The following is a 12,196-nucleotide window of genomic DNA, read 5'->3' as shown; positions in this document are numbered from 1 at the left end:
TTTGCAAATCATTCTGCCATATTCTGTCATTTTGGCTGCTATCGGTTTGATTGAATCACTGCTAACCTTGACAGTGCTTGACGAAATGACCAACACTCGTGGTAAGTCTAACCGCGAATGTATGGGACAAGGTTTAGCAAACATGACTTGTTCAGTGTTCGGTGCAATGGGTGGCTGTGCGATGATTGGCCAGTCAATGATCACTATTAATTCCGGTGGCCGTGGTCGCCTATCAGGTATTGTGGCAGCAGTAATCCTGTTGTTCTTTATCTTGTTTGCGGCATCGCTCATTGAGATGATTCCCCTTGCCGCTCTGGTCGGTGTGATGTTTATGGTCGTTATCGGCACTTTCGAGTGGGCAACCTTTAAACTTGCTCGCCGCGTACCTAAACAAGACTTCTTTGTCATCATACTGGTAACCGTCGTGACCGTGTTTACTGATTTGGCTATTGCTGTGGCTGTTGGTGTCATTGCTTCTGCTCTTATGTTTGCCTGGGAACACGCCAAACATATCTACGCAAGCAGCCAACTTAATCAGGAAGGGTTAAAAGTCTATAAAGTGAATGGGCCCATCTTCTTTGGTTCTGCGGCTAACTTCCTTGAGCTATTTGACGCACAAAACGACCCACAAGAGGTGATTGTCGATTTCGCTCAGTCACGTGTCGCTGACCACTCTGCCATTGAAGCCATTGAAACGTTGGCCGAGCGCTATGCATCGCTGGGTAAGACATTACATTTACGTCACCTCAGCCAAGATTGCCGTGCTTTGCTTCATAAAGCAGGTAGCTTAGTCGAAATTAATGTTAAAGAAGACCCAAGCTATAAAGTTGCTACCGATGTGCTTGCAGGTTAGTTAAGATGTATCGTTCCCATGCTCTGAAGTGACCCCCAATAATTGGTTGTCCAACTTTATGGGGTCACTTCACTCCGCGTGGGAACGGGTGGTCTTAAGGTCTTTTCTTACCTAATGGTTTGATATCCAACCGTTTCCATAGCATAGTGTTATTCTTCTTATTTAAAAGCTTTTCCCACTATGACATGGATTCTATTCACTTTTTTTGCTGCATTTATGCAATCATGGCGTAATGCATTTCAAAGCCATTTATCCGGTGATGTAAAAACCGCAGGTGTCACTTTGGCTCGTTTTCTTTGGGCAGGGCCGATAGCAGCAATCTATTTACTCTCGCTGTACGCACTAGAACCGATTACCTTGCCTGATTTTAACTCGCTCTTTATTACCTATATTGTAGGGGCGGCTACCATGCAGATCCTTGCTACCGCGCTAATGGTCAGACTGTTCAAGTTCAACAACTATGCTGTAGGTGCAGGACTGGCAAAAAGTGAAGCTTTGGTCGCGGCACTGCTCGGCATGCTTTTCTTCGGTACTCATTTGACATTGTTAGGCTGGCTTGGCGTATTTATCGGCGGAGTCGGTGTCTTTTTACTCAGTACTCAAGGCAGTTTTCGTCAAATATCTTTGCCTACTGTACTGTTGGGAATAAGTTGTGGCAGTGCTTTCGCTCTAACGTCGCTTTGGGTGCGTGAAGCAAGCCTCGCTTTAGGGTTACCCTTTCCTTATGGCGCGGCTTGGGTATTACTATTGGTGATCGCATTGCAAACCATCATCTTAGTCAGCTATTTGATAGTAAGAGACATTGCTACATTAAAAGCCTTATTTGCGCGCCCTAAGATCGTATTCTTAACCAGCTTGACGAGCTGCCTGGGTTCTATCGGTTGGTTTAGCGCTATGTCATTACAAGCAGTTCCCTACGTTAAAACACTGGGTCAGGTAGAAATCTTTTTTACTATGCTGATATCAGTTATGTGGCTCAAGCAAAAAGTGAAAATCAAAGATGGCTTGGGACTGGTTCTCGTTGCGCTAGCCGCCATTTTGGTGATGTGGACTTAAAGCGGTGATAGCAATCATACCAACTTCACTATTAAACTGTTCAGTCTTAGACAATGAGCACCGAAAGTAGTTTTGTTACCAACAAAAAACCCCACCGAAGTGGGGTTTTCCATTTATTGATAAGGCTATCGTGCTAGCGAAAACCTATCTCATATTACGCTTTTACTTTTTTGTCAGCTTTAGCAGCGGTTGCTACTTGGTCTGCTTTCTTCTTGATTACAGTAGTACCTTCGAAAGTTTCACCTTCAACGAAAGCTTTACCGTAGTAAGAAGCGATCAGCACTTCTTTCAGTTCAGTGATTAGAGGGTAACGTGGGTTTGCACCAGTACATTGGTCATCAAACGCGTCAACCGCTAATGCGTCAACTTTCGCTAAGAAATCAGCTTCGTTAACACCTGCTGCCTGAATAGACAGTGGGATATCAAGATCTTTCTTCAGCTCTTCCAACCATGCAAGTAGACGTTCAATTTTCTGAGCGGTACGATCGCCAGGTTGAGTTAGACCTAACTGTTCAGCAACTTCCGCATAACGACGACGTGCTTGTGGACGGTCGTATTGAGAGAATGCTGTTTGTTTGGTTGGGTTATCGTTCGCGTTGTAACGTACAACGTTAGAGATAAGTAGTGCGTTAGCCAAACCGTGAGGAACGTGGAACTCAGCACCAAGCTTGTGAGCGATAGAGTGACAAACACCTAGGAATGCGTTTGCAAACGCTACACCAGCGATAGTTGCTGCGTTGTGCACTTTCTCACGAGCAATTGGGTCATTTGCACCATTTTTGTAGCTTGATGGTAGGTATTCTTTTAGCATCTTAAGTGCTTGTAGAGCCTGACCGTCAGAGTATTCGTTCGCAAGAACAGATACGTAAGCTTCTAGTGCGTGAGTTACCGCATCGTAACCACCGAATGCTGTTAGAGACTTAGGCATGTTCATAACAAGGTTCGCATCAACGATTGCCATGTTAGGTGTTAGCTCGTAGTCAGCTAGTGGGTATTTAGCACCCGTTTTGTCGTCGGTAACTACCGCAAATGGAGTCACTTCAGAACCAGTACCAGATGTAGTAGTGATACATACAAGTTCAGCTTTTTGACCCATTTTAGGGAACTTGTAGATACGTTTACGGATATCCATAAAGCGCATTGCAAGTTCAGCAAAGTCAGTTTCTGGGTGCTCGTACATTACCCACATGATCTTCGCCGCATCCATTGGTGAACCACCACCTAGAGCTAGAATCACGTCTGGTTGGTAGCTAGCCATTTGTGCTGCACCTTTCTCTACTACAGATAGAGTTGGATCTGCTTCTACATCAAAGAATGTTTGAACTTCCATACCTTGAGCTTTAAGTAGTGAAACTACTTCATCAGCGTAACCGTTGTTGAATAGGAAACGGTCAGTTACAAGGAATGCGCGTTTTTTACCTTCTAGGTCGCTCAGAGCAATTGGAAGGCTACCACGACGGAAGTAGATTGACTTAGGAAGTTTGTGCCACAACATGTTTTCAGCTCGCTTAGCAACAATTTTCTTGTTGATTAGGTGTTTAGGACCAACGTTCTCAGAGATAGAGTTACCACCCCATGAACCACAACCTAACGTTAGAGATGGAGCAACGTTGAAGTTGTAAAGGTCACCGATACCACCGTGAGTAGTAGGAATGTTGATAAGAATACGAGCAGTCTTCATCTTGTCACCGAAGTAACGAATACGATCTGCGTTTACATCTTGGTTAGTGTAAAGACCAGAAGTATGACCGATACCACCGATTTCAACCATGGTTACAGCTTGAGCAACAGCGTCTTCAAAGCTGTCTGCTTTGAACATACCTAGACATGGAGATAGTTTCTCATGTGCGAACTCGTCGTCGTAAGAAACTTTGCCAAGACCTTCACCGATAAGCACTTTAGTATCAGCAGGAACTTTAACACCTGCCATTTCTGCGATAGCTGCAGCAGGTTGACCAACGATTTTTGCGTTTAGTGCGCCGTCGATAAGAATTGTTTTACGTACTTTATCAGCATCAGCTCTGCTTAGTACGTGTGCTTTGTGAGAAGCAAAACGTTCTTTAACTTCTTCGTATACGTCTTTATGAACGATGACAGCCTGTTCAGAAGCACACACCACGCCGTTATCGAAAGTTTTAGACATAAGAACAGAAGCAACCGCACGTTTGATGTCTGCTGTTTCGTCGATAACAACGGGAACGTTACCTGCGCCCACACCGATAGCTGGTTTACCTGAAGAGTAAGCCGCTTTAACCATGCCTGGACCACCAGTTGCAAGGATAAGAGCAATACCTTCGTGTTTCATAAGAGCATTAGAAAGCTCTACAGAAGGTTGGTCAATCCAACCGATGATATCTTTTGGTGCGCCAGCGGCTACTGCTGCGTCTAAAACAAGTTTAGCTGCATCGTTAGTAGAGTTTTTAGCACGTGGGTGTGGCGAGAAGATAATACCGTTACGAGTCTTCAATGAGATCAAAGATTTGAAGATTGCAGTAGAGGTTGGGTTAGTGGTTGGTACGATACCACAGATAATGCCCACAGGCTCTGCGATAGTCATAGTACCCATGCTTTCGTCTTCTTCCAGCACGCCACAAGTTTGTTCATCTTTGTATTTGTTGTAGATGTATTCAGACGCGAAGTGATTCTTGATTACTTTATCTTCAACAATACCCATGCCAGATTCCGCTACCGCTTGTTGCGCTAGAGGGATACGAGCTTGGTTAGCTGCTAGAGAAGCTGCTCGGAAGATTTTGTCTACTTGCTCTTGAGAGTAAGTAGCAAACTCAGCTTGAGCCGCTTTAACGCGAGCGACTAGAGCATCTAGTTCAGCCAGATTAGTTACAGGCATAATGGATCTCCTAAAATAAAAATATAAAAATTAAAAAAACTCTTTATTAAGCATGTTGTATATGTGTTTTTACCACAACTTCAAAGACTTAGATCAACGAACTTAGTAAATTGCTTTCATGGCTGAGTATAATATTTCACTGCGTGAAAAAAATTGACTCAGATCAGTTCTGAAAAACTAATTATCCCCTTATAGGTAAAAACCGTAAGAGAAACCACCTAACCAGTTGTATTTATTGAATAATACTTCCAAAAACCAACTGATTAAAAATACCGCATTCGAACTAACAAACTAAAAAAAATACAACATCGTGTAAAAAAGTTTCATTTTTGTACAACATTACTACATGTAGACGTATTTTCATGTGCTACTCATAGTATATCCATTTCACTTTTACTCTCCAGTCGATGAGCAACTTTTTATCAGGCATACGGAAATGTTAATGAAATGCATCAATCAACCGATTAACAAATACACAATTGAAACAACTAATTTTCAATTATCGACCATAATTAGTTTTTCTCACGTATAAACGAGGGAAAATTGCAAATTTTTTCATTCGTTATTTTGCTATCTTTACCTTAGATTACGCACAATCTGTTTCAATCCTATGAAAAATAAGAGAACCTGACATGTCGTTCGAAATTGCTATTTTTCTCCAGTTCTTTCTGGGTTTAGTTGCTGCTGTTAACCCGGTAGGAATTATGCCGGTGTTTGTCTCACTGACAGGGCATATGACGCCAGAAGAGAAAAATAAGACCGCTGCCACTGCGAATATCGCTGTCGCTATCATTCTGATCACTGCGCTTTTGGGTGGTCAAATGCTGCTAGACATGTTTAGTATTTCTCTAGACTCATTTCGTGTGGCAGGCGGCATGCTGCTGATGAGTATTGCGTTCTCAATGATGAGCGGTAAATTAGGTGAAGATAAGCAGAACAAACAAGAGAAATCGGAATATATAAGCCGCGAACAAATTGGTGTAGTGCCACTGGCAATGCCTCTTATGGCAGGGCCTGGTGCGATTAGTTCAACTATTGTTTATGGCTCAAGATACCCAGGCTTAATGGACACCACAGGTATTGTCGTCACTATCGTATTCTTCGCTTTATGTTCATGGTTACTGTTCCGCTCCGCACCCTATATTGTGAAATTGCTGGGTCAAACAGGTATCAACGTGATCACTCGTATTATGGGTTTGATCCTTGGCGCTCTAGGTATCGAATTTATTACTAATGGCTTACGCAGCCTGTTCCCGGGGTTAGCGTAACATCACCGGCATTGGTGTAATGCCCTAGCCGTTTCGGGCAAGAATGAAACAGGCATCCGATATAGTCTATAGAATCATTCACCTTTTTGATTAAAATGCCGTCCGATTATTCACTCGGATAATCAATGATATATAAAAAGGAAAATTATGATTAATAATACAAAGTGGTGTCTATTTCTTATTTCCAGCTTGTTTCTTATGGGATGTAGCACTCTATCCATCCAAGAATCTGCACCTGAAATTACCATTCCCAGTGATATAACAACCGTCTCTCTGGCTATCGTCGACCAACGCCCTTATGTCGTTGATCAAGATAAATCACCGGCTTTCGAAGGCCTAATCCGCTCTAGTCTTGCTATTCCATATTCTTATAACACCGCAACTGGTGAGCCAATGTCAGTGTTTCTGACTAACCGCCTCGAATACGGGATCCAAAACAAAGGATTAACCGTCAAACGTTACGATACAAACTTAACAACATCACTTCCTGAGTTGTTAAACAGTATGAAACAAGATGGAAACCCATCGATTGTCGTACTGCTCCACGAATGGAAATATGATTATCATCCGTTTTCAGATAACTCATGGTACGACGTCGATGTCATCGTAAATAATAAGGCTGGCCAAAAAACGGTCAAAAAACATTACGCTGGCGAGAATGATATTCCGGGAGGCACAATCATGAATGAGATGATGCTCATTTATAAATCTCGTTTTGAAGAGATATTCTCCGACCCCGAGCTCATTCAGGCATTAGAAGAGTAATCTCTGAATCATTTATAATTTAGATCCAAGGAGGTGATTCATGCCTCCTTTTTATTGCCTCAAATTTATATATCTTTATCACTTAAAACATTCTTGTTTGACACATCACCCGATAAATACTAGGGAAGAATAAGAAATCGCTAATATTATATTTACTCTTGAACTTATTTAATTTACTCAAATTAGTTACACCGTTGTCACGGTCAAACCTATGCGAGTCATCCCAGATTAGCTGGGGGTTTACCAATATTTAATTATGAAGGAAGAGGCTATTTGAGAATATTTATTCTCGAATAACAGTTGAAACAGAAATGAAAGATTAATGGTTATCAAATACGAAAAAGCATTCCCTCAGACAGAACCAAGAGAATGCTTAAAATAAGACAGTAGCAGGCTATTGGGTTATTACTTCTCAGCAAGAATAATACGCAGTGTACGACGTAGTGGCTCTGCAGCACCCCAAAGTAGCTGGTCACCAACGGTGAATGCATTTAGGAAGTCATCGCCCATCGCCATTTTACGTAGGCGACCAACAGGAACAGACATAGTGCCAGTGACTTTTGCTGGTGACAGTTCTTTAGCGGTAATATCGCGCTCGTTTGGAATCACTTTTACCCACTCGTTGTGTGAAGCGATGATCTCTTCAATCTCATCCATTGGCACACTTTGTTTTAACTTAATCGTTAACGCTTGAGAGTGACAACGCATAGCACCAATTCGAACACAAGTACCGTCAATGAACACAGGAGAATCTTGAGTGCCGAGGATTTTGTTCGCTTCTACACCCGCCTTCCACTCTTCTTTGCTCTGACCATTGTCGCGTTTGACATCGATCCAAGGAATCAAGGAACCCGCAAGTGGCACACCGAATTGATCCGTTGGGAATGAAGATGAACGCATGGTCTCTGCAACTTTCTTGTCAATATCAAGAATAGAACTCGAAGGGTTCGCTAGTTCAGAACTTACAGAGTCATTGATCACACCCATTTGAGAGATAAGTTCACGCATATTTTGCGCGCCAGCACCAGAAGCTGCCTGATAAGTCATTGCACTGGTCCATTCAACAAGACCTTTTTCAAACAGACCACCAAGCCCCATCAGCATCAAGCTTACTGTACAGTTACCACCAACAAAGGTGTTAGTACCCGCATGGAGTGCGTGTTGGATTTGCTTCAAGTTCACAGGGTCGAGCGTAATAATAGAATCTGAAGCCATACGTAGCGTTGAGGCCGCGTCGATCCAGTAGCCTTTCCAGCCAGCCTGACGTAATGCAGGGTATACTTGCTCGGTATAACTACCGCCTTGACACGTAATGATTGCATCAAGTTGTTTTAAACTATCGATATCAAAAGCATCTTGCAGCATTCCTGCATCTTTACCTAGATTTGGCGCAGGAACGCCAATTTGTGAGGTACTGTAGAATACAGGTTCAATAAGATTAAAATCGCCTTCTTCAACCATACGTTGCATGAGTACCGAACCAACCATGCCACGCCAACCCACTAAACCTACTCTCATCGCACTAATTCTCCGTGTGTTCTTGATAAAAATGATCCACCATCTATAAGTGGTTCAGACAAAAATCTCAAGCGTTTCTTATAAAAATGACTGTATTATTTATATTTCAATCAAGAGAGTAAAAGAGAACTCTTGAGCCCTCTTGAATCTTTAATCGATAGTTAACTTTTACGTGTTAGCTGATCACGTAAGTTAGGCGGAGTGCCTTTAATTGTCAGAGTGTCAGTTTCTGGATCGTAAAACACTCGTTCGCCCATTAATAAGCTATCGAAGCTAATGTTCAAACCGCCACCAGCACCAACATACTTAGTCAGTTTTCGCATGGTCGAACGGTCACCGGGGAAACTTTCTTCCAACTCGTAGCCATGCTCACGGGTAAAGTCCATAAAACTGGTACCATCTTGAGCAGGAGGTAATTCACCGGACAGTTCTTTCACCTGAACTTCTTCACCCGCTTTAATTTGTTCGTTGCAGTAGTCGTAAACTTGTTTCTTATAGCTGATCGCTTCGCTTTTCTCTAGCTTTGAGTCGCTACAAAAATCTTCAACCGCTTGCATCAACACCTTGTTCTGTACTTTCGTATCAAGACCGACTTCAGCTTGAAGAAAATCCAAAAAGAAATCCGATACTTTGCGCCCTACGCGACCTTTTATGTAAGACAGATAGCGATTCGACTCTTTATCCGTTTCAAAACTGGAAAGATCGATACGTGCGACAATATCCATCTTATTGATATCTAAATAGTCTGTTGCACTAATATCCAACCCTTCCGTAACCTTCAAACTTTGATTTAAAGGCAGTATTCCTACCAACAAGAAATCGGTCGCTAACGACTGATATTCAGCCATTACTAGGATACCTTCATCGGCGAATGGATACTTTGAAAGTTCATCTTTGAGACGTTGCGCACTGATTTGAGAAAAATCGTAAAACGAACGCTGACTTTGACGCATTTCTTGCAACCAGTTTTGAAAATCACTGTCAGACTTGAAAGAGCCAAAACCTTTGCCAGCTTTCGCGTTAAAAACGCGATGTAATTCGGATACTAGGTTTTCTGTTGATGTATCATTATCAAGAGATTGAGCACGGAAGTTAACCGTTAACTCGTCGTTATTGTTTTTGCTTAGTTGATGCAAAATGACATTAGAAAGGTGCAGGCTCATAGTGAAATAATCATCGTTCTGGTTTCAGTTGTAAGGCATAGTAGGTTATCATAAGCCGTTTTTACTATCATCATTAGAGTATTTATGCCTATAACATCGAAATACAGCGACGAAAAAGTTGAAACTATCCTGACTGAAATCGCAGCCGTTCTTGATAAACATAATGCGTCTCCTGAACTATCCCTGATGATTGCGGGAAATGTGGCGACTAATATTTTGAACCAAAATGTTGCCGCCTCACAACGTAAAGCTATCGCAGAGAAGTTTTCTCAAGCATTAATGTCTTCATTAGCAGACTAACTTTAAATATAGAATCGGATAAATAGAAAAGTACATGGTAGATAGCGGAAACACATACGGCGAACGCGTATCACGTCTTGTAGGCTGGGGGCACTGGTTTGCCTTCTTTAATATCATTGCGGCAATGCTGATTGGCACAAGATATATTGCACAGTCGCCGTGGCCTGACACTTTCTTAGGTCAGCTTTATCTTGCGCTTTCATGGATTGGTCATTTTGGCTTCCTAGTTTTTGCTATCTATTTGTTGACGCTTTTTCCGTTAACATTCTTGATTCCATCTCGTTCATTATTCCGTTTTGTCTCCGTTTGTTTCGCAACATTCGGGCTGACTGTCCTGCTCATTGATACTCAGGCCTATCAAACCATCAACTTGCACTTAACGCCTGTCGTTTGGGAATTGCTATTTAATGATGAAAGCAGTGCCGTAAGAACTGATTTGCAGCATTTGTTCGTGGTTCTTCCATTAGTTTTCCTATTGCAACTTGGTTTATCCGAATGGGTGTGGCGAAAACAGCGCAGGCTTAGTCACAAACGTGTTGGCCGTCCTCTGGCAACGGTATTCTTCGTCAGCTTTATCGCTAGCCACCTGATTTATGTATGGTCTGATGCTTATTTCTATAGCCCTGTGACAAGCCAAAAATCGAATTTCCCACTGTCATACCCAATGACAGCAAAATCGTTCATGGAAAAGCATGGTCTACTAGACAGAGATGAATATCTCAAACGACTCGAAGAAACTCAAAATACGGTTGATTTGGTTAATTACCCTATTGAGGAAATCAAATTTGACCGCCGGGCGAACAATCTGAATATTTTACTCGTCAGTGTGAATAACCTACGGGCAGATGTTTTAACGCCTGAACTGATGCCAAGCACGTATCAATTTGCCGCTGACAACCTAAACTTCACCAACCATTACAGTTCAAGCAACGACATGTTGGGTTTGTTTGGTCTTTTTTATGGCTTACCAAGTAGCTATGCAAGCAGCATTCAAGCTCAAGGCGCTGCTCCAATTATGTTGGATGTGTTGCAGTCACAAAAATACAAGTTCGGTCTATTTAGTGGTGTTAACTTCTCTGACCCTCTCTATCAAGAGACGATTTTCCGTAACATTCCAATATCTAAAGCTCCGTTTGATCCAGAAACAAGTAGCGATGAACAGACTATTGCTCGTTGGTCTTCTTGGGCTGAACAGCAGAAGAAGCAGCCTTGGTTCAGCTATTTGGAACTTTCAACCGTTGATAATTTCGACCAATATGATGGAACGGCAGCAATTAACTCCGCCAGTGACAGGCTACGAGCGAGCTACAATCATTCGGTCGTTTTAGCCGACAATGAGCTTCAGTTACTTTTCACCAAGCTGAACGAGCTGCAATTCCTGGACAATACCGTTGTGGTTATTACATCCAACCACGGCATCGAATTTAATGAAACAAAAACGAACAGTTGGGGTGCAAACAGTAATTACAGCCGTTATCAACTCCAAGTTCCTATGGTTGTTCATTGGCCTGGCAAAGTTGCTGGTGTTTACCACCATCGTTCGAGTCATTTAGATTTGCCAGTGACTATCATGCAAGATTTACTCGGCGTGTCGTCTAACCCTAGCGATTTCAGTAGTGGTAGAAATCTGTTTAATGAAGCAAAAAGAAAGTGGATCCTAGCCGGAGATTCACGTGAATTGGCATTAATTACCGACGAGCAAACAACCGTAGTAGACAAGTTTGGTAACTTCAAACTGTATGACGACAATTACCAACGTTTAAAAGACGAGACGCCAACTTTACCTGTATTAATGCAAGGTTTCACTGAGCTACAACGTTTTTACGCGAAAGATAATTAAATCATCAGGTTAAAATACAATCATTTGAAAGACTTAGTTATTGACGGCTAAATAAAAACTGATTAGATTACGCTAATCGGACTGTAGCGCAGCTTGGTAGCGCACCGTCATGGGGTGTCGGGGGTCGGAGGTTCAAATCCTCTCAGTCCGACCATACACCTAAAGCCCGTAATTCAAAGAGTTACGGGCTTTTTTACGTCTATATCGAGTAGGGTGAGGCGTAACTGACTAGAGTACCGAACTATCCGGATAAATCTAAACAGTGGCTTGTATCAAAGCTGTTTTAGCCTTCTGTGCAACCGCTTTGGTTTCTTTCATTCATATTATCTCCGCCTGAATCGAGTAGGGTGAGGCGTTACCGCCTCATCCCTCTCACAGAACCGTACGTACGGACCTCGTATACGGCTCATGCATACTTCCATTCAGCATAATTGCTAAACACATACCCTGTTCCTACTTGCTCAAGATTTACCAACCCCAGTTCGTTGAACCATTGGTTTGGCATCGCATAACTGGCTAGAGGACTTTGCGCATTTCTCCAACTACTCATTCGGATAAATCTAAACGGCGGCTTATATCCAAGCT

9 protein-coding genes, 1 tRNA gene and 1 pseudogene are annotated in these 12,196 nt (G+C 42.4%); 7 read left to right on the top strand and 4 right to left on the bottom strand.

Going from position 1 to position 12,196, the window contains the following annotated elements:
• Both ACK5MF_RS17120 and ACK5MF_RS17115 read left to right on the top strand, forming a co-directional pair.
• Positions 1-853 (top strand): SulP family inorganic anion transporter (locus ACK5MF_RS17120; RefSeq protein ID WP_416923763.1); only part of this gene is annotated, 853 nt, incomplete at its 5' end.
• A gap of 180 nt (positions 854-1,033) precedes the next feature.
• Positions 1,034-1,909, top strand: coding sequence for a multidrug transporter (locus ACK5MF_RS17115; RefSeq protein WP_416923762.1), 876 nt, complete (start codon positions 1,034-1,036; stop codon positions 1,907-1,909).
• Between the two features lie 154 nt (positions 1,910-2,063).
• On the opposite strand, the gene adhE is transcribed toward ACK5MF_RS17115, so the two are convergent.
• Positions 2,064-4,757, bottom strand: coding sequence for a bifunctional acetaldehyde-CoA/alcohol dehydrogenase (adhE, locus tag ACK5MF_RS17110; RefSeq protein ID WP_416923761.1), 2,694 nt, complete (start codon positions 4,755-4,757; stop codon positions 2,064-2,066).
• 632 nt (positions 4,758-5,389) lie between these two features.
• Between adhE and ACK5MF_RS17105 the strand changes: the two genes are divergently transcribed.
• Both ACK5MF_RS17105 and ACK5MF_RS17100 read left to right on the top strand, forming a co-directional pair.
• Positions 5,390-6,025: a YchE family NAAT transporter gene (locus ACK5MF_RS17105; protein ID WP_416923760.1), complete on the top strand. Its 636-nt coding sequence runs from the start codon at positions 5,390-5,392 to the stop codon at positions 6,023-6,025.
• A 147-nt stretch (positions 6,026-6,172) separates the two neighbouring features.
• Positions 6,173-6,790, top strand: coding sequence for a hypothetical protein (locus ACK5MF_RS17100; protein WP_416923759.1), 618 nt, complete (start codon positions 6,173-6,175; stop codon positions 6,788-6,790).
• Positions 6,791-7,195: 405 nt separating this feature from the next.
• Here ACK5MF_RS17100 and asd read toward each other — a convergent pair whose 3' ends face one another.
• Positions 7,196-8,308, bottom strand: a complete 1,113-nt coding sequence (asd, locus tag ACK5MF_RS17095; protein ID WP_416923758.1) for an aspartate-semialdehyde dehydrogenase — start codon at positions 8,306-8,308, stop codon at positions 7,196-7,198.
• 161 nt (positions 8,309-8,469) lie between these two features.
• Positions 8,470-9,471, bottom strand: coding sequence for a nucleoid-associated protein YejK (gene yejK, locus ACK5MF_RS17090; RefSeq protein WP_416923757.1), 1,002 nt, complete (start codon positions 9,469-9,471; stop codon positions 8,470-8,472).
• Positions 9,472-9,555: 84 nt separating this feature from the next.
• On the opposite strand from yejK, the gene ACK5MF_RS17085 reads away from it, so the two are divergent.
• From ACK5MF_RS17085 to ACK5MF_RS17075, 3 genes are all read left to right on the top strand, one after another.
• Positions 9,556-9,771 (top strand): YejL family protein, encoded by a 216-nt coding sequence (locus ACK5MF_RS17085; protein WP_416923756.1) that lies wholly within the window; start codon positions 9,556-9,558, stop codon positions 9,769-9,771.
• A gap of 34 nt (positions 9,772-9,805) precedes the next feature.
• On the top strand, positions 9,806-11,611 hold the full coding sequence (locus tag ACK5MF_RS17080; RefSeq protein ID WP_416923755.1) for a DUF3413 domain-containing protein: 1,806 nt from the start codon (positions 9,806-9,808) through the stop codon (positions 11,609-11,611).
• 77 nt (positions 11,612-11,688) lie between these two features.
• Positions 11,689-11,765: transfer RNA gene (locus ACK5MF_RS17075), tRNA-Pro, on the top strand.
• A gap of 252 nt (positions 11,766-12,017) precedes the next feature.
• Here ACK5MF_RS17075 and ACK5MF_RS17070 read toward each other — a convergent pair.
• A pseudogene (locus ACK5MF_RS17070) lies at positions 12,018-12,196 on the bottom strand (group II intron reverse transcriptase/maturase); the annotation flags it as partial.

It is taken from the genome of Vibrio sp. (assembly GCF_047973365.1).
Taxonomy (GTDB): Bacteria; Pseudomonadota; Gammaproteobacteria; order Enterobacterales; family Vibrionaceae; genus Vibrio.
This window is presented reverse-complemented; position numbering and strand designations above follow the sequence as displayed.

Coding starts and splice junctions, on each gene's coding strand:
- ACK5MF_RS17115 (WP_416923762.1), top strand. CDS start 1,034: ATGACATGGATTCTATTCACTTTTTTTGCTGCATTTATGCAATCATGG.
- asd (WP_416923758.1), bottom strand. CDS start 8,308: ATGAGAGTAGGTTTAGTGGGTTGGCGTGGCATGGTTGGTTCGGTACTC.
- ACK5MF_RS17100 (WP_416923759.1), top strand. CDS start 6,173: ATGATTAATAATACAAAGTGGTGTCTATTTCTTATTTCCAGCTTGTTT.
- ACK5MF_RS17085 (WP_416923756.1), top strand. CDS start 9,556: ATGCCTATAACATCGAAATACAGCGACGAAAAAGTTGAAACTATCCTG.
- adhE (WP_416923761.1), bottom strand. CDS start 4,757: ATGCCTGTAACTAATCTGGCTGAACTAGATGCTCTAGTCGCTCGCGTT.
- yejK (WP_416923757.1), bottom strand. CDS start 9,471: ATGAGCCTGCACCTTTCTAATGTCATTTTGCATCAACTAAGCAAAAAC.
- ACK5MF_RS17105 (WP_416923760.1), top strand. CDS start 5,390: ATGTCGTTCGAAATTGCTATTTTTCTCCAGTTCTTTCTGGGTTTAGTT.
- ACK5MF_RS17080 (WP_416923755.1), top strand. CDS start 9,806: ATGGTAGATAGCGGAAACACATACGGCGAACGCGTATCACGTCTTGTA.